This is a genomic window from Actinophytocola sp. (assembly GCF_036378875.1).
Taxonomy (GTDB): domain Bacteria; phylum Actinomycetota; class Actinomycetes; order Mycobacteriales; family Pseudonocardiaceae; genus Actinophytocola.
In genome coordinates this window covers 38,328-55,979 of record NZ_DASUVO010000059.1, presented here as the reverse complement: position 1 = coordinate 55,979, position 17,652 = coordinate 38,328, and the positions used below count along the sequence as shown (strand labels likewise).

15 protein-coding genes and 2 pseudogenes are annotated in these 17,652 nt (G+C 68.8%); 7 read left to right on the top strand and 10 right to left on the bottom strand.

Translation table 11 applies throughout. The features are described from left to right. Positions 1 to 151: 151 nt before the first annotated feature. Genes VF106_RS17385 through VF106_RS17375 form a run of 3 tightly spaced genes read right to left on the bottom strand, consistent with a single transcriptional unit; the run spans position 152 to position 4,053 of the window. On the bottom strand, positions 152 to 808 hold the full coding sequence (locus VF106_RS17385; protein WP_330840773.1) for a thiaminase II/PqqC family protein: 657 nt from the start codon (positions 806 to 808) through the stop codon (positions 152 to 154). Between the two features lie 20 nt (positions 809 to 828). After that, positions 829 to 2,214, bottom strand: a complete 1,386-nt coding sequence (locus VF106_RS17380) for a hypothetical protein (protein WP_330840772.1) — start codon at positions 2,212 to 2,214, stop codon at positions 829 to 831. Between the two features lie 15 nt (positions 2,215 to 2,229). After that, positions 2,230 to 4,053: a helix-turn-helix transcriptional regulator gene (locus VF106_RS17375; protein WP_330840771.1), complete on the bottom strand. Its 1,824-nt coding sequence runs from the start codon at positions 4,051 to 4,053 to the stop codon at positions 2,230 to 2,232. A 138-nt stretch (positions 4,054 to 4,191) separates the two neighbouring features. Here VF106_RS17375 and VF106_RS17370 point away from each other — a divergent pair, with 138 nt between their 5' ends. Beyond that, complete coding sequence (locus tag VF106_RS17370) at positions 4,192 to 5,358, top strand: S1 family peptidase (protein ID WP_330840770.1); 1,167 nt, start codon at positions 4,192 to 4,194, stop codon at positions 5,356 to 5,358. Positions 5,359 to 5,401: 43 nt separating this feature from the next. Here the strand turns inward: VF106_RS17370 and VF106_RS50900 are convergent, their stop codons facing one another. The 5 genes and pseudogenes from VF106_RS50900 to VF106_RS17355 all read right to left on the bottom strand — a co-directional run bounded on the left by VF106_RS50900 (position 5,402) and on the right by VF106_RS17355 (position 9,173). Continuing rightward, the gene (locus VF106_RS50900; protein ID WP_414639000.1) at positions 5,402 to 5,575 is read right to left on the bottom strand and encodes a LuxR C-terminal-related transcriptional regulator; all 174 of its coding nucleotides are present in this window, start codon (positions 5,573 to 5,575) and stop codon (positions 5,402 to 5,404) included. Further along, positions 5,576 to 6,118 (bottom strand): annotated as a pseudogene (locus VF106_RS51190) (S1 RNA-binding domain-containing protein); the annotation flags it as partial. Then, a pseudogene (locus VF106_RS51185) lies at positions 6,116 to 6,694 on the bottom strand (S1 RNA-binding domain-containing protein); the annotation flags it as partial. The pseudogenes VF106_RS51190 and VF106_RS51185, both read right to left, overlap by 3 nt. Positions 6,695 to 8,034: 1,340 nt before the next feature. Next, entirely contained in the window at positions 8,035 to 8,862 is an 828-nt protein-coding gene (locus VF106_RS17360) for a trypsin-like serine peptidase (protein ID WP_330840768.1), read from the bottom strand. 5 nt (positions 8,863 to 8,867) lie between these two features. Further along, positions 8,868 to 9,173: a CU044_2847 family protein gene (locus tag VF106_RS17355; RefSeq protein ID WP_330840767.1), complete on the bottom strand. Its 306-nt coding sequence runs from the start codon at positions 9,171 to 9,173 to the stop codon at positions 8,868 to 8,870. A 161-nt stretch (positions 9,174 to 9,334) separates the two neighbouring features. On the opposite strand from VF106_RS17355, the gene VF106_RS17350 reads away from it, so the two are divergent. Continuing rightward, positions 9,335 to 10,174, top strand: coding sequence for a tetratricopeptide repeat protein (locus VF106_RS17350; protein ID WP_330840766.1), 840 nt, complete (start codon positions 9,335 to 9,337; stop codon positions 10,172 to 10,174). A 110-nt stretch (positions 10,175 to 10,284) separates the two neighbouring features. Here VF106_RS17350 and VF106_RS17345 read toward each other — a convergent pair whose 3' ends face one another. Further along, on the bottom strand, positions 10,285 to 11,526 hold the full coding sequence (locus VF106_RS17345) for a Fic family protein (RefSeq protein WP_330840765.1): 1,242 nt from the start codon (positions 11,524 to 11,526) through the stop codon (positions 10,285 to 10,287). Between the two features lie 346 nt (positions 11,527 to 11,872). Beyond that, on the bottom strand, positions 11,873 to 13,249 hold the full coding sequence (locus VF106_RS17340; protein WP_330840764.1) for a hypothetical protein: 1,377 nt from the start codon (positions 13,247 to 13,249) through the stop codon (positions 11,873 to 11,875). 91 nt (positions 13,250 to 13,340) lie between these two features. Between VF106_RS17340 and VF106_RS17335 the strand changes: the two genes are divergently transcribed. From VF106_RS17335 to VF106_RS17315, 5 genes are all read left to right on the top strand, one after another. Next, complete coding sequence (locus VF106_RS17335) at positions 13,341 to 14,006, top strand: GntR family transcriptional regulator (RefSeq protein WP_330840763.1); 666 nt, start codon at positions 13,341 to 13,343, stop codon at positions 14,004 to 14,006. Positions 14,007 to 14,021: 15 nt separating this feature from the next. Next, the gene (locus VF106_RS17330; RefSeq protein WP_330840762.1) at positions 14,022 to 14,816 is read left to right on the top strand and encodes an ABC transporter ATP-binding protein; all 795 of its coding nucleotides are present in this window, start codon (positions 14,022 to 14,024) and stop codon (positions 14,814 to 14,816) included. 154 nt (positions 14,817 to 14,970) lie between these two features. After that, complete coding sequence (locus tag VF106_RS17325; RefSeq protein ID WP_330840761.1) at positions 14,971 to 15,825, top strand: ABC transporter permease; 855 nt, start codon at positions 14,971 to 14,973, stop codon at positions 15,823 to 15,825. After that, a complete protein-coding gene (locus tag VF106_RS17320) occupies positions 15,822 to 16,652 on the top strand; it encodes an ABC transporter permease (protein WP_330840760.1) in 831 nt (276 codons plus the stop codon). The genes VF106_RS17325 and VF106_RS17320 overlap by 4 nt, the downstream gene beginning before the upstream one ends. Further along, positions 16,649 to 17,650, top strand: coding sequence for an ABC transporter substrate-binding protein (locus VF106_RS17315; protein ID WP_330840759.1), 1,002 nt, complete (start codon positions 16,649 to 16,651; stop codon positions 17,648 to 17,650). The genes VF106_RS17320 and VF106_RS17315 overlap by 4 nt, the downstream gene beginning before the upstream one ends. Positions 17,651 to 17,652: the final 2 nt, after the last annotated feature.

The window sequence follows — 17,652 nt, the reverse complement described above, 5'->3', positions numbered from 1 at the left end:
CGTCGCCACGGTGCTCGGGCTCGCGCCGTGCGCGGTCGCGACGGGCGACGACGAGGTCGCGACCGCGGCGTTCGGACTCGACTACCCGGCCGAGGTCAGCGTCGGCGAGTTCGTCGTCGGCCTCCCGGCGGGGCAACCCTGCTGTACGGCGCTAGATTTCCGCGATGCTGTTCCAGAACATCAGTTCGTAGGCCTGGAAGAGCCGGCCGTACCGGCGGGCGGTCCGCTCGTCGCAGCGGCCGGCGGCCATCCCCGCCTGGACCGCCTGCTCGGCCAGCTCGACGAGTTCCGGCACGGGGGTGGCGAAGAAGTCGAAGAACCCGCACGCGTCGTCGCCGAGGCCGTACCTGTCTCGCATGGCGGCGGCGATCCGGGCACAGTAGTCGCCCCATGCGGCGAAGTTGGCGACGATTCCCACGATGACGTCGGCGGGTTCCCCGTTCAGCGCCAGCCATGCGAAGAAGGCCGGGTACGCCTGGCACCCGGCCTTCGGTTCGTAGGCCCGCAACGCCGCCTCGTCGAGCCCACCGGCCGCGGCGAGCGCCGGGAGTTTCGCCAGCACGAGCCCTTCGCCCTGTGCGAGACCGGCGAAGAACTCCCGTGCCGCCGGCTCCTCGGACCGTGAGGCCAGCAGGTGCAGGCTGCGCCAGTCACTGCGCACGATGTGCGATTCCTCGGCGGCGAGCGTGCCGAACACCGACAGCGGTGCGTCACCGCGTTCGATCAACGGCACCAGGCGGTTCTCGCTGTCCCCCGGTGCCAGCTCGGCACGCACCGCCGCCAGCAGGTCTCGTGCGGACTCAGTCATCAGCCGACCGTACCGCCTGGTCAGGCACCCCGCCGGAATCCCGACAACCCGAAGGCGGACCGGTTGAGGCTGTCCTCGACACCGGTGAACCCTTCGAGCGGCCGGAAGACGTCCGTGGTCAGGTCGGTGTCGGTGTCGTCGGCGGTGCCACCGACACCGTCCGGGCCGACGCCGAAGAACCCGGGGATCCCGGCGCCACCGGCGTCCATGAGGTTCACCGTGGTGTTGGTGTTGTCGGTGTGCCAGCTGCCGATGTAGTGCCCGATCTCGTGGGCGACCACGTTGCCGATGGCCCGCCCGATGAACGCGATCCGATCGCTCTGCGGCCCGAGGTAGGTGTTGAGAGAGACGGCGGGCCCGGCCGGCTGGCTGAGGAAGTCCTGCATCACCAGCGCGGTCTCCTCGTTGGCGAAGTTGCCGGGGTCGATGGACTGTGCGATGCCGACGGTGGTGAACCCCGCTTCCGTCGTCGCGCCACCGACAACCACGCGGCTCACGTTCTCCCGCCCGAACAGGTCGGGGTGGTCGAAGGAGTTGAGCACCAGAAGCCGGGTGGTGGGATTGTTACCGTGGGCGGCGACGTCCTCGGCCAGATTCTCCCGCACGGTGCGGACAATCTGCCGAACCAGCGCCGGTTCGTCCGCTGTGGACAGTCCCCAACCACTGAGGAAGGTCGAGAACGGGCTGAGCGTGCGCACCCCGGGACTCGGCTCGACGTCGAAGATCCCCATGTCCACCTGGGCACCGTCGAAGTCGAGGAAGACGACCTGCGGCACCCGCTCCCGCTCGAGCGGCGGCCGATGCGCCTGGACGGCCACCTCGTAGTCGCCGTCGCCGTCCGAGACCGCGAGATAATGTGTTCCGCCGACGCTCGCCACGTGGTCGGCGATGGCGTTGCCGCCGCGCGGCAGCGGGGACGATGCCGGGTAGAGAGCGGAGAAGTCCTGCGCCGAGCCCTGCATCTGGACCCCGGCCGGGTCGAAGATCGCCAACTGCCGCCCGGCACCGGTGACCTGGGCGGCGAACACGTCTCCCGCACGCAGATCGAACCGGTAGACGTCGACATCGGCCGCGTCGGGGGCCAGGCTTCCGAGGATGCGTGCCACGTTCCCGGCGCCGGCGCCAGTGCCGAAGTTCGGCAACGGCTGGGCCTCCGCCAGGGTGTCGTTCGGCCCGCTTCCCTCGTGCACGACCGGCGCTGAACGGTCCACTGTGGATCGTCGGGTCTCGGTCTGTTCGGTCAGGTACTTCCGCCAACCCGCGTAGTCAGCCTGTGATGGGTCGGGAAGCCAGGACAGGTAGGGGTTCGGACCATGTGGGCCAGCAGCGACATCGTCGGCGGTCGCCGCGGCTGGCACGCCGAGCAGACCGAGCACGACGGCCGCGAGCAAGGGAGTGACACGCATGATCAGAACGTTCCACTAGTGCGATGGGAAGGCAATGGGCCGAACAGACGAGTCTTGATGTTTCTGGCGGTTCTCGTGTTGCGGCAGGTTGGGCGCGTGTTTCTCGACTGGGTGGTAGTGCCGCGATTGGAAGGTTCGTTGGTCCCGTGCCTCGTCTCGTTGTATGACGGCGAGGACGGCGAGCACGCTGATGACGACCAGGGCGAGGCACAACACGACAACCAGGGCACGCACCCGGCGGCGCCGTGCGGTCAGCTCGCGCGCCTCGCGTTGGCGGCTCGTCGTGAGGAAAGCACGTTCCTGTTCGTTGAGGTCCGCGCTCGGTCGCTCCAACCACACCGCCAGCCGCGCGCCGCGGTAGAGGTAACCGGCGTCGTGGCCGCTGTCCGCCCATTCCGCCGCGGCCTCGGTGAGCCGACGGTGCACGCGCACGGTCTCGCGTTCCTCGGACAGCCACTGGCGGAAGCGGGGCCACTCGCGGATGAGCGTGTCGTGCACGAGCTCGACGCGGCACGAGTCCAGGGTCACCAAACGAGCCCGCGCCAACCGGTCGAGCACCAGCTCGTTGTCCACATCGGACATCAGCTCGTGACGGTCGACGCGGCGGCCGGTGTCCTCCATGCCCTCGCCCAGTGCGGTCAACCGGAGGAACACGTTCTTGGCGATGTGTTGCTGGGCCGCACCCAGCTCGGCGTACGCCTGCTCGGCGGTCTTCGCGACCGCCCCGGGTACACCACCGGCGTCCTGGTAGCCGGCCAGTGTGAGGGTCCGGCGGCTCCGCCTGCGCCACGTCTCCAGCAACGCGTGGGACATCAACGGCAGCGCCCCCGGCCGTCCCTCGACGTCGGCGACGACGGTGGCCACCAGCTCTGGCTCGACGGTCAGCCCCGCCGCCCTCGCCGGGCCGAGGATCGCCGCTCGCAGATCGTCCCGGTTCATCGGGTCCAGCAACATCTGTGCGCCGGGGAGCGTCGCGAGCAGGTCGGGGAAGTCCGTGCAGCTGCCATAGAAATCGGCCCGCACGCCGAGCACGACCCGTGCCCTGCCACGGGCCCCACCGGCGGCGCGGAGGAGAGCGGTGACGAAACCGGCCCGCTCGCGCTCGTCGCGGCACAGCGTGAAGATCTCCTCGAACTGGTCGACGACCAACAGCGCCCGGGCGTGCGGGGAACGGCTGGCCATCGCCTGCCGGATCGCCAGGTCGAGGTTGTCCGGGTTGGCCACGAGGTCGGTGTGCAGCGACCCCGGCGAGATCCGGTGCAGCGCCGCGATCTGGACGGCCAGTTCCTCAAGCGGCCGCCGCCCCGGCGTGAGCAGGACCGGCGTCCAGTCACACGGCCCCCGGCCGGCCCGCACCGCGGCCAACAAACCCGCGCGCAGCAGCGAGGTCTTGCCGGTTCCCGACGCGCCGAACAATGCCAGGAAAGGCCCATCGGCCAACCGTGCCAGCATGTCGTCGATCAATTCTTCACGGCCGAAGAAAAGATCCGCGTCCTCCGGTTGAAAAGCGGAGAGTCCGAGGTACGGGGCCGACTGGACAACACCGTTTCGCATGCCGCCGCGAGTCCGCGTGCCGAGTTGTCCGGCCACCGCCGCCCAGCGGGCCGCCCACTCTTCCCGGTCGCCGCCGCACGCCGCCACGTAGGCCAGCGTGACCGCCCTGCTGGGCAGTTGCTCACCGGAGGCGGCACCCGAGAGTGCGGTGGCGGAGTAGTGTGCGCGCCTGGCGAGCTGCCGGTAGCTGACGCCGCCGGCCCGCTGCCGCAACTGTCGCAGCTCCCAGGCGAAACGTTGGAGGGGTCCGGCGTCGGGGTCGATGGGCCGCTCCGGCCTACCCATTTGATCAGCCCTTCGATTGATCGGAATTGTTGTCCACTAATCAACGGTGCAGCTGGTCAACCCGCGAACCGACTATACCTGTCTCCTGCGCGCAAACGCTGCGCCAGCCAATCAGCGGAGATTGAGAGAAGTTCCGGAATGAAATCGAAAACCAGACGGATGCTCGCGGTGCCGGTACTGGCGGCGGCCCTCGTCCTCGCGGGCGCCCTGCCCGCCGGTGCCACCGGCCAACGCGAGCTTGCCGACCAACCGAAGGTCACCGGCCAGGACCGGGGCCACGCCAACGAGCTGATCTCGTTGGTGGACAACGCCCGTGGGACGTTCGGCGGGATCAGCTTCGACGAGAAGACCGGCACGGCGACCATCCGCTACGACGACGCCGCCGGTGAGCGTGCCGCCCGCACCCGGCTCGGCTCGCTGACCGACCAGCGCGCCAACGGGTGGCGCGTGGAACTCCGGCAGGTGCGGCACAGCCTCGCGGAGCTCGACGCCGTGCGGCAGCGGGTCGCCACCGACCCGACCTGGCAGGCGGTCGCCGGGAAGGTGCTCTCGAAGTGGTACACCGACGTCCGAACCAACCGGGTCGCGGTCGGCGTCACCGCACTGACCCCGGAAATCAGAAACACCGCCGCCGCGCTGTTCGGTGACATGGTGACCCTGCACGTCGCCGCCCGGCAGGAACGCGCCTCCCGCATCGACGACTTCGAGCCGTGGACCGCCGGCATCCGGATCATCTTCAGCCCCGGCGGCGGCTGCACCAGCGGGTTCATCATCCGTACGGTCAGCGCGCCGATCCAGCGCCGGATGGTCAGCGCAGGGCACTGCGGCTCACTCGGCGCGACGGTCACCAACAACGGCGACCTGGTCGGCACGGTCGTCGAGCAGCAGCTGGCCCAGAACGGGCTCGACTTCGCCCGCATCGGCGGCCGCGCCTACGAGGCGTGGATGTACACCGGCGGCCCGACCAGCGACGTCGGCCTGCCGATCAAGGGCACGATCCTGTCGGGCGTCGGCCTCGGCGTGTGCACCAACGGCGCGACCACGGGCGAGAACTGCGCTGGCCGGGTCAACGCGATCGACGTGTGTGTCACCTTCAGCGACGGCATCACCACGTGCTTCCTCGACGAGGCCGTGTCCACCAACGGTTCCGCCCTGTCCAACCCCGGCGACAGCGGCGGCCCGGTGATCGCCTTCGACGCGGCAGGCCTGAAGGTGGTCGGCATCATCATCGGTGGCGCCACGACCACGTACTTCCACTCCTACCACTACCTCGTCCCAGCCGGCTGGGTCGTCGACACCCTGTAGACACACGGTGGGCTCGCCTCCGCACGGGACGCGAGCCCACCACTCAGGGCTCCTCGTCACGCAACCCGAGCTTGCGGTTTATTTGGCTCACGGCCAGGGCGACGGCGCTCTGAGGCATGTGCACAGTAGTGGCGACTTCGCGCTGGCTCCGTCCCTCGGCGACCAGGCGCAGTATCTCCCACTCGCGCTGGCTGAGCGGCTTTCGGCCAGGATCCATGGCCTGCTTCAGGGACAGCAGGACCCGACGCTGTTCCGGCTCGAGGCCGATGATCTTGGCCGCGACCTGTTCCCCCACACGCACGACCTCTTGCGGGATCGCCACGCGATGCTCGGCCAGCTCGGCGATGTGGATCAGACCGTCGACGTCGTCGCCCACACGAACGAACACACCGAACGGCGCCAACCTGGTGACCTCGCACAACACGAACTGAGGTGTCCCGCGGGTGAACCGGGGCCATGGATCTTCCTGAAGTGCCTTCAGCGACAGGGACACCGGCTCTCGGTCCATGTCCACGTCGAGCACCTCGACCCTGACCTCCTGGCCGACCTCGACGACCTCGGACGGGTGGTCGATGTGCCTCCAGGACAGCTCCGAGACGTCCACCAGACCGTCGACGCCGCCCAGGTCCACGAACGCGCCGAAGTTGACCACCAGGGAGACGACACCCCTGCGGACATCGCCCTGCCGCAACTCGGTGAGGCGCTTGCCACGCGTCCTGACCGACCGCAGTGCCAGCCAGACACCGCGGGACAGGACCACGTTGCCAAGGCTCCTGTCCAGCTCAACGATCTTCGCTTCGAGTTCACGACCGGCGTACGACCGGAGGTCAGGCACGCTGTGCAGCTCCACGGCCGACGCGGGCAGGAAAGCCCTAAGGCCGATGTCGAGATCAAGGAACAGACCGTCCTCGACCACCGCGACGACCTTGCCCCTGACAGGCTCGCCGGCCGCCTCCAACTTCGCGATGATGTTCCAGGCGCGCTCGTGCCGCGCCATCCTCAGGGACAGCCGCATCAGGCCCGACGCGCCCCGGCCGCGCAGCACCATGGTCTCGACCGTGTCGCCGACGCTCACCACGTCCTCGGGTCGGACGCTCTGCCGAAGCGACAGCTCCCCCGCGGGGATCAGCCCTTCGGTCAGGCCGTTGATGTCCACCAGCACCCCATCGGCCGTGACCCTGGTGACGAGGCACTCGACGACATCACCCGGCTCGAGGCGCTTGACCTTTCCGTCGATCACCACGATGGGCGCCTCGGACTCGTCGGCAGCCCTCCCCCGGCCCGTCGGCGGGGACGTTTCGTAGACCGGGACGTAGTCGTCGTCGAGGCCCCACATCTCGTCCTCGACCGTGCGGACGATGGTTCCCGTGCCGCCGCCGGCTCCTTCGGTCCACGGGGTGTCGCTGGCGAGGAGGCGGTGGCAGGCGCGCAGCTGACGGGTGAGGGCGCGGGCGGTCGCATGGCCCGCCCCCAGCGAGTTGCTGACCTGGCTGACCGTGTCCTCGAGCACGGTGACCATGCGCTCCAGGTGTGGCCGGGAACGTCGCGCGCGGGCCACGTCGAAGCCTGCCGACGCCGCGTTGGACCGTGCGATCGCGGTGCACGGGTGGAAAGACCCGAAGCGGTCCTCTGACCGTCGCGCCACCGCCAGCAGTTGCGACTCGGCGTCCTGGATCATCGCGACCGAGCGTTGCTGACGCGCGCTCTCCAGTTGGGCGACCGCGGCGTTCATCGCCAGGATGACGGTGGTGGGGTGGCCGCTCCCGAACACGCTTCCGGCATGTCGTTCCAGCCAGGTGAGGTTCTCGACGCACCACCGCACCTCGTGAGGGGAGCCGGACGCCAACGCGATCTCGAACTCGATGTGGGTGAGGTTCGCCAGTCCGCCGATGGTCTGGGCGTGCTCTGGACCGAGCTGGGCGGAGGCGCGCTGGACCGCGACGGCCAGCACGTCCGCGTACCGGCGGAGGTCCTGGAGGTTCCCCTCGACCGCGGCGAGGGCGCATTTCGCCGAGGACAGAGCCAGCAAGACCAGTCCGAGATAGGGATGGCTCTCGCCCAGGTCGGTCATGATCGCGGCGGCGAGGTGTTCCAGGCGACCGAGCGCGGCACGGGCATCGGTCAGCCGGGCGGCGAAGATCGCGTTGTCGAAGGCGAACGAGGTCAGCGCGAAGTGCGCGACCGAGCCGCCGGCAAACGCCTCCTCCCCCAGCAGTGAGGTCGTTTCCTCCCCGCCAGGAAGGGCATGGTCGTATCGGCCGGACAGCGTGACGTTCGTCGTCAGCCGCGCCGCGACCTCCCCTGGCGCGCCCGACGCGACCCATGGCCCGAGCAGCTGCCCCTGCGCGCCTCGCCTCGTGTTGATCAGCAGCTCGGCACTGGTGAACCTGGCAAGGGTGACCGGATCGTGCTCGGCGGACCGACGGCACGCGGCCAGCAGCACGGATGCCGCCTCCCGCTCGCCCAGGTGCTCGAGAAGCACCGCCGCCGACAGGCAATGCTCCACGAGTCGCTCGTCCCAGGTCGGAGTCGTCTCGTCCAATCGGAACTCGGCGATTCGCCGGGCGAGGCTCGAACAGTCACCCTGGCGTCGCGGCAGGTCTTCCTTCGGCGCGCTGAAAGTCGAGACCAGTGACCGGTGGAGCATGACGAGCATCGCGCGGAAGGGCTCGGACATCAGAGATCACCAGCCTCGTCCGCGTGCCGGGTCACCCATTTGCTCACCAGGGCCTGGTGAACCGAGCGGATCTCCGGATCGACCACGTCGAAACCGGCGTGCCAGCCCAACACGGTCGCCGCCGCACGCTCCGCGGCGGCCCAGCCAGATTCGTCGAGCGGCACGGTTTTCCGCACCTCGTCCCGGGGTTTCTCCGGAACCGAATGCTCGAACAGCGACCGCAGCAGGTACCCGGTGCTCAGGGTGTCGAACTGCTCGATGACGCCTTCGATGGCGGCCGCGAACAACGTGTTGGACGCACGGTCGAGGTCGATGCGGTCGGGATACTGCTCGATCAGGATGCCGATGACCTTGTTCGCCTCCTCGGGCGCGAGGAACACCGGGCCGCCGGAATAGCCCTCGTAGTTCCCGAGATGTGCCTGCGTGGTCAGCTGGACCGCTTCGACGACCCCACCGGATACGCACTCGTAGGTCATGGTCCCGGTCACGGAGCCGTCCAGTTCCGGGTCGGACATCGTGGGCCGGGACGGCGCGAACCAGCCGTCGCCACGCCGGCAACGGCTCGCCCACGGCAGCCGCACCATCGCGGCCATCGGCTGGGACAGCTTGAGCAACGCGAGATCCTTGGCGTCGAGGCGCTCCACCAACCTCGCCGGCACCTGCGCCGCGCCGTGGCCCATCGACGCGGTGACCTCGTCGTCCGGATGACCGACGCACGCTCCCGGGACACAGTGGGCGGCCGTCACCACGAGCTGTGAGGTGAGCAGAATTCCCCCACCGCGGTTGACGCCGTGGTGATATATCCGAACCCAGGGGAAGTCCGCCATTCCGGTTATGCTTTCTCGACCACGATCCGCACGTCGAAGGACGCCTCCGCCCCGACCCTGGTCAGGATCACACCCGCGTCGGCCTTCAGCTTGACACCGAAGTTCGCCTCGACCCGGGAAACCCGCCATCCCTTCCTGGTCGAAATCTTGTCAACGGATTCCTGCACCACCTCGGCGGCTTCCGCGACAGCGGCCTGGATATCACCTCGTCGCTGCGACAGCAGCTCGGCGGCCTTGGTCTTGTTCGCGATCTGCCGGCCACCCGACTCGGTGATCTCCATGGTCTCCACCCGCACGGTCGAATCCGCCATCGCGCCTCCGCTCCACCAGCCTTTGCAACAGGATCGTAGGCGGCGTGCCGGAGGTTACGAGACATATCGACGGCATTCGTCCGGCCGGGTGGTTCGGCTTCGGATATGCCCCGGTTTCCAGCATGCTGGTGAGTCGATGCGAGCAGTGAAAGGGGCGTCGCGTGGCGCAGGCGTGGGCACAGTCCTACGAGAGCCTTGGCACCGACGCACGTGCGAACCGCCTGGCTGACCTGTTGACCACCGGCAAACCGTGCCGTGGCGCGGACATCGTGGCCACGGTGCGCTCGGCCGGCCAGGACGGTCTCGTTAACGTGGCGGTCCGGCTCGCCGGCGTCGCATGGCGGTCCGGGCCGCCGGGGAGCGATCGGAGCTGGTGGCGCTCGCTCGCCGAGGCCGGGGAGGACGCCGCCATCGCCGGCGGTGACGTGGACGGACTCGTCGAGCTGCTTCGCCTGAGCGGCGCCGCGTACGCGAAGGCCGGCGACTCCCATGTCGCCGATCGCCAGTGGCGGCGGGCGTTCGCGATCGCCGAGCAGCTCGGTGACCAGGAACGTGCCGCCGAGCTGCTCCGGGCGGTCGGCGACCTGCGGCGGGCGACCGGTTCGTTCGGCAGGGCGCTCACCGTCTTCCACGAGCTGGTCAGCCTGCGCGAGGAGCAGGGTGACCAGTTGGGGCTCGCCGAGGCGCTCGCCGAGATCACCACCACCATGATCCAGGCGGACCGGCACGCCGACGCCGGGCATTTCCTGCAGCGCGCGTGCGAGGTGTTGCCGCCCGCGCGCGGCCCGCGTCACGCCAGGGCATTGATGACGCTCGGACGCTGCTGGGATCGGCTTGGCGAGCCGGCGTCGGCGATGCCGTGTTACAGCCAGGCACTCGCCGAGCTGATCGACGTGGACGACGGCGCCGCGGAACAGGCGCGTGAGCTGCTCGCCGCGGCGGCGAACGCGCGAGCCGCTATTCGCGGAGATGGTTCAACAGGGCGCTCAGCAACTGGATGAGCGCCACCACGATCTGCACCGGACCGATCCCTCTGGAACGTTTGCGGCAGCGGCGGCACCCGAGTCGATGGCAGCGGTGGGGATGCTGGTACCTGGGCATGGCGCTTTCCTCACGGCTGCTTGTCGAACACGCTCTTGTCGCGCCGGAACGGAAGGTGGTCGAACATGCCGATCGCCTTGACGACATCGGGAACCTCGCGCACCACCTGCTGGTTCTTCTTGCGCGCCCACCGGTTCCGGTCCAGCCTGCGCACGACCTTCGCCTGTTCCAGCCGTGTGACGATGGTCCGGACGTGACGTTCGCTCAGCCCGCTGAGCTTCATGGCGAGCCCGATGTTGAACACCGGGTTGCCGATGAGCGAGTTGACGAGCCGCGTGATCCCGTCGTTGCGGCGGTTGAGCTTGCTCAACTGCTTGTCCCCGATGTCCTGCAGCATGTAGACGAGCTCGACCTGGCTCGTGCACAGCTCGCGCACCCCGTCGGCGAAGAAGACCACCCACGAGTCGAAGTCACCGTGGCTGACGACGTTGCGGATCTGTCGCCGGTACTCCTCGTTCGCGTGGGAGAACCACATCGACGGCGCGAGGATCGGGTTCCGCAACGCCTTCTGCTGGATGCAGCCGAGCGAGATCAGCAGGCGGGCGAGGTGTGCGCTGTGCGCCACCGGGTTCAGCACGGTCAGCTGGTAGTGCGCCAACGCGAGCCGCGCGACCAGCGGCAGGTCACTGTCGGCGTCCAGCCACGTCACGGACTCGGCGATGCCGGCCCGCAGCTCCGGTCCCGGCGGGACGCACAGGAGATAGGCGTCCTCCGGCCCAGGGCCACCGAGCCAGCCGTCTCCCGCCCGCCACGGGATCCGGTTCATCAGGCCGGCGTCGTCATCCGGTTCGAGCACCGGGAGATCGGCGAGAATGCGTGCGGTGCGGCCAAGAAGCGTGCGCCCGATCGGTTCGCCGGCGAGGATCCGCTCGACGGCGTCCTCGTCGGCGCGGCGCAGACGGAGAACGCCGGGGTCGACCCGGGTCTCGACGTCGGCATCGGGCAGGTCCATCGCCATGATCTCCGACAGGGAGAAGAACAGACCGGCGAGGTCGAGCGAGGCGCTCGCCTCGCGCAGTTGGGTCACCCGCACCAGGACGTCGCGGTTCGGTAAACGCGCCGCCGCCTCGTCCAACCTGCCGAGTTCCTCCTGAGCGTCGGACGCGGCCTGAAACGTCCGGTGCTTCAGCTTGACGTCCTCGTGCAGTGGCGCTGGCCGGAACGCGCCCTCCTCGACAATCGGAGAAGGCAGCTTTTCGTTTTTCCCGGCGGGGATCCAGTGCCCGGAGACTCCGGGCCTTAGGTTTGTCACGGCGGAGAGCGTGGAGTACCGGCTGACCGTTCCACAACTCTTCATTCTGAGCGCTTCAAGATCATATGCACGTGCAGCGCCGCCGTTTGGCGGAGTCCCGGGATCCGTCGATCGGGTCAGTTTCACACTGATCCCGCAGGTCAGCGGGGGAATATCCGCCGCACCCGGTACACGTAGCGTGGAAAGAATGGACCACAAACGACACCTCCTTCGTCCCCAAGCGACACTCGTTCTGGGTGTCTACACCAGAAATTCCACACTTCTGGTCGAACGCATTCACTAGAACGAGTGAACCACCAGGTAACTGGACAAATCATTGCCAACTTCATGCCGACAGGACGCGGTGTCAGGTCGACTTCCGGACCAGGCCCGTGAAGCCCGCGATGAACAGCGTCGCGAATGCCCAGGTGAATCCTTGCAGGATCCATGTCGCGACGACCACGAACTGTCCCAGCCCGGTCGACGTGACGATCTGACACCGCTGCTGCGTGTCCGGTTTGATGAGCGGGGTCGCCGCGTTGAGCCCGACGCCGACCTGCTCCACGACCGAGCACGGGCCGGTCGCCCCACGGACGAGACCCGCAGGGCCCGCCACCCCGACGATCACGAGGATCGCGATCGCCAACGTGGCGGCCAGCCACAGCAGCGCCGCCGACGGCCGGTACCCGTAGCCGACGGTCAGGCCGGTGACGCGGTGCCAGATCCGGCCCCGGCGCGTGAGCTGGCCCCGACGTGACAGGTCCCGCTGCTGGGAGATGCGGATCCGGCGCACGTCCCGTTCGTGGCCGGCGGCCTGATGCGCGGCGGCGAGCTGGTGGTAGGGCTGGCTCGCGTACTGCCGTGTTCGGTTGGCGAGGAGGTCGAGCCACTCGTCCAGCGAGGAGTCGCGCGGCAGGCCGGTGTAGGTGAGGCCGTCGAGATCGACGGCGCCATGGGCGAAGTCCACCGGGAAGAGCACCTCCATGCCGCACTGGACGTGCTTGACATCCAGTGCGATCGGACCGGTCGCCCGCCCGCCGCGCAGCACCAACTGACCACCGATGCGTGCGCCTCGGATTCGTACCGCGGCGTAGCCCGCCGACATCGAGCTGGCGCGGAACCCGTGTGCGAGAAACACACTCTCGTCGACGTGCAGATCGACGCCGAGGAACGCGGCGTCCGTGTCCGAGGTCAGATGCGCGCCGTCACAGCGCAGGTTGCCGCCCAGCCGCGCGCCGTCGAGCCGAACCGTGCCGACCGCGCGGACGTTCGACAGGAACACCTGGCTGCCGGTCCGCAACTTGGGCGCGTGCAAGGAGAACTGGGTCTCGCTGAGGAAATGCGAGTCGGACATGCTGATGTGGCCGCCGATGTTCGCCTCGGCCAGGTCGACCGCCCAGTCCTCGGTCCCGCCGTCCAGTCGGGCCCGTGACAGGTACAGGTAGTGGTCGAGCCGGAGCCAGGGCGCGCTGACCGCGGGTGCGACGAGGCCCGTCAGATCGAGCGCGGACAGCTGCGCGCGGTCAAGCAGGAGCGGCGCGTCGGCATGGCAGTCACGCAGCACCAGCGGCCGCTTCGCCGTCACGTCACACAGGTCGAGCTGCCCGTCGATCCGCGCGTTGTGGACCCGGACGCCCCGGGGATCCAGGTCGTCGGCGCGGACCAGGAGTTCCCGGATCAGAGAGGCGGAGATCCGGTCGCCATCGAGGTCGACCACCTCGCCCGCCGCCAACCTCTCCTTCATGCCCGCACGGTACCGATCCGCTCAGACCTGTTCGGCGGGAATTCATATATGATACGATTTCTCGTGACGGGCGTCACACTGGGAGCGGGTCATGTCGGACCTGAAGTCGCAGGCGATCTACCGCACGCTGCGGGAGCGAATCCTCAGCAACGAGCTGCTCTCCGGCACTCGTCTGGTCCTGCGACAGCTCGCGAACCAGTTCGACGCCAGCGACATTCCCGTCCGCGAGGCGCTGCGGATGCTCGAGCGTGACGGGCTGGTCGAGATGCTCCCCTACCGCGGCGCGCGGGTGACCACGTTGACCGCGCGGGAGATCGAGGAGACCTACTTCATCCGCGGACACCTGGAGAGCATCGCCACCGGTCTCGCCGCCGGCCGCATCACCGACACCGAACTGGCCGTGCTCGACGAGCTGATGGTCCGCATGCGGGAAGCCGTCGCGGCGCAGGACGGTCCCCGGTTCTCCGAGCTGAACCAGGAGTTCCACGGGACGATCATCGCCGCGTGCGGCAACGAGATGCTGCGCGAGCTGACCATGGACATCTGGCAGCGCCACTCCGGTTTCCAGCGGGTCTTCCGGATGGTGCCCGGCCGGCTGGCCGCGTCACAGGCCGAACACGAAGAAATCATGGCCGCACTGCGTGCCCGCGACGCCGAGCGGGCGGCGAAGCTCGCCCTCTGGCACAAGCTCTCGGTGGGCAACACCGTGAGCACGCTCGTCGAAGAGTCTGAAAAGGACAGTGGCGCTACCGCTTGACCGTTGGGAGCCACCATGTACCAGACCACGCGGACCAGCGCGGTGAGCTTCGACCACGTCTTCAAGGCGTTCGTCTCCCGGAGCCGGCGCGGTGAGCCCGTGCTGGCGTTGGAGGACGTCGCGTTCGAGGCACGTGCCGGGGAGTTCGTGAGCCTGGTCGGCCCGTCCGGCTGCGGCAAGTCGACCTGCCTCAACCTGATCGCCGGGCTCGACACCCCGTCCGACGGCACGGTGTCGCACCACGGCACGCCTGTACACGGGGTCAACACCAAGGTCGGCTACATCACGCAGGACGACAACCTGCTGCCATGGCGGTCGCTACGCCGCAACGTGGAGCTCAGCCTGGAACTGCGCGGGGTGCCCCGTGGCGAGCGGTGCGAGCGAACCAGCGAGTTCATCGACCTCGTGGGGCTGAACGGTTTCGAGAACCACTACCCGCACGAACTGTCCGGTGGCATGCGCAAACGTGCCAGCATCGTCCGCACCCTGGTCTATGACAACGACGTCGTGCTCATGGACGAGCCGTTCGGTCCGCTGGACGCGCAGACACGGGTGATCCTGCAGGCCGAGCTGCTCAAGCTGTGGCACCGCTCCCGCCCGACCGTGCTGTTCGTGACCCACGACCTCGTCGAGGCCATCGCACTGTCCGACCGGATCCTGGTGTTCACAGCCAACCCGGGCCGCATCAAGCGCGAGTACACAGTGGACATCCCACGACCCCGGGATCCGTTCCGCATCCATGACGCGCCGGGTTTCGCCGAGCTGCACGAGGCGCTGTGGGCGGACATCCGCGCGGAGATCGGCTCGTGACGCTCCTTGTGCCTGCCTCGAGGTCAACTCGGGTCGAGTGCTTCGCAGCCGCACCTCAGGGGAACGTGACGCAAGCCAGCCACAAGTACGTGACCAAACAGAACCCTCCCTCCGCCAACGCAACCAACACATTGAATTCCGGGGAGGCGGAACAGTGACCCTCGCGGAACCCGCGGTCCGGGATGCCGGACAGGCCCGGGCCGTACTCGACCGGGTGGCTGCCGACGAGCGCCGGCACCGACGCCGGCAGCGCGCGTTCGTGTGGACCGGCACCGCCACGCTCGGTGTCGCGCTGCTGTTGTTCTGGCAGTTCGGGTTGGGGTTGCTGGTGAACCCGAGGTACGTCAGCGATCCCGTCACCGTCGTTGGCCGGATCGGGGAGTTACTCGCCGGTGGTGAGCTGGCCGAGCACCTGTCGGTCACGATCGCCGAGGCTGGCGCCGGCTTCGTCATCGGCGCCTGCGCGGGACTGGTGAGCGCGTTCGCGCTGGCCGGAAGCCGGCGCGGGTACGAGGTGTTCGAGCCGTTCCTCGTGGGGTTCTACTCGATCCCGAAGATCGCACTGGCGCCGCTGTTCATCCTGTGGTTCGGCCTCGGCACCACACCGAAGGTCATCATGGCCGCGCTTCTGGTCTATTTCATCGTCTTCGTCAACACGGCGACCGGGATCCGCGGGGTGCGGCCGGATCTGCTGCGGGTGTGCCGGGTGCTCGGGGCGAGCCGGCGGGACCTGCTGGTGAAGGTGACGCTGCCCGCCGCGGCCCCGGCCATCGTGGCCAGCGTCCGGATCACGTTCACCCGGGCCATCGAGGGCGCGGTGCTGTCCGAGTTCGTCGCCTCGACGCAGGGGCTCGGCTACCTGGTCGCCCGTGCCTCGCGGGCGTTCGACATCGCCACCGTGTTCGCCGGCATCGTGGTCATCGCCGCGGTCGTGATGACCGCCAACGGGTTGCTCCGGCTCGTCGAGTCCCGTCTCCTGCCATGGCACGAAGGACAGGTCCACGGATGAACGGCGCCACGGTTCTGGAGAACACGCGACGTGAGCACCGCGCCGCCCAGCACGCGCACCGCAGGTTCCTGCTGCTGACCCGGTTCGGCATTCTCGCGGCCGTGCTCGCCGCCTGGGAACTCGCCTCGGGTCCCCTGATCCGACCGTTCTTTCTCAGCTCCCCTACCGAGATCGCCGAGACCCTCGCCGAATGGGTGACCACCGGAGAGCTGTGGTACCACGGCCAGTTCACGGTCACCGCCGCGGTCGCTGGTTACCTGCTCGGCGCGGCGGCGGGCGTGCTCGTCGCCTGGCCGCTCGGCCTGCTGCGCCTGGCCTACCGGATCGTGGAGCCGTACTTCCTCGTCGCCTACTCGGTGCCCGCCGTCGCCATGGGACCGGTGTTCATCCTCTGGTTCGGCCTCGGGATGACCCCGAAGATCCTGATCGCGGCGTACTTCGTGTTCTTCATCGTGTTCATCAACACCGTGGCCGGCTTCCACCAGGTGCCACGGGGACTGCTCGACACGACCCGCGTGCTGGGCGCGTCCCGCCGCGCCCAGCTCCGCACCATCATGCTGCCGAGCGCCCTGCCGTTCATCCTGGCCGCGCTGCGGATCACCCTGCCGGCGGCCATGATCGGCGCGGTCACCGGCGAGTTCATCTCGGCCAACCGCGGCCTCGGTTACCTCACCCGCGCGTCGGCGGCGAGCTACTCGACCGCCGGCGTGCTCGCCGGAGTGCTCTCGCTCAGCGCGATCGTGCTGTTGATGAACCTCATGCTCCGCCCACTGCGGCACGCACTTCGCTGGCAGCAGGAGATCGACGTCAAGGAGGGATCGTCATGAGAGGACTCGCGGTCGCCGGCGTTGTCGCGCTGACCCTCGCCGGCTGTGCCGGCTCGGGCCAGACCGAGATCACCGTGGCGTCGCTACCGAGCGCGTTCCTCGCCGCGATGTACGTCGCCGAGCGGGACGGAACCTTTGAGCGGGAAGGCCTTTCCGTCAACATCGTCGAGCTGCAGAGCGGCGCGGACGGTGTCGCGGCCGCCGTGTCGGGGAGCGCGCAGATCGCGGACATCGGGTTCGACGACCTGGTCACGCTCGCGGAAGAGGGCGAGGACGGCCTGGTCATGGTGCACAACCTGGTGAGGCGGGTGACGCTCGCGCTGGTGATGGACCCGGACGACGCGAAAGAACGGGGGGTGACACGGGAATCACCGCTCGAGGAGCGGTACGCCGCGCTGCGCGGACTGCGGCTCGGGGTGACCTCGCCGGGCGCCGCGTCGGACCGGTACCTGCGTTACTACCTGCGTGAGGCCGGGCTCGATCCCGAGAAGGACGCGGAGATCATCGCCATCGGCGACGGCTCGTCGCTGCTGGCCGCGCTGGAGACCGACCAGATCGACGCCTACCAACTCTCGCCGCCGACGCCGTACGTCGCGGAGGCCGAAGGCTTCGGCACGATCCTCATCGACGGCGCGGCCGGCGACGTGCCGGCGCTGTCGGACTTCGCCTACACCGGTTTCGCCGCCAACCGTGAGTGGGCGAGCGCGAACCCGGACACGGTCCGCGCGTTCACCAGGGCGCTGAACACCGCGATGGCGAAGGTGAAGGGGGACCCCGCCACCACGGCGGAGCAGATCGCCGAACGCATGTCGGAGGACGACGTGTCGATCCTCCGGCGCACGCTGGAGGCGTTGCTGCCCGCGCTGTCCACGGACGGCTGTTTCGACATGGCGGCCATCCGGACCACGCTCACCACGATGCACGACGTGGGAATCACCCCGGCGTCGGGCGACGCGGCCGAGGGTGCACTGTGGACGAACGAGTACAACGGCTGCTGACG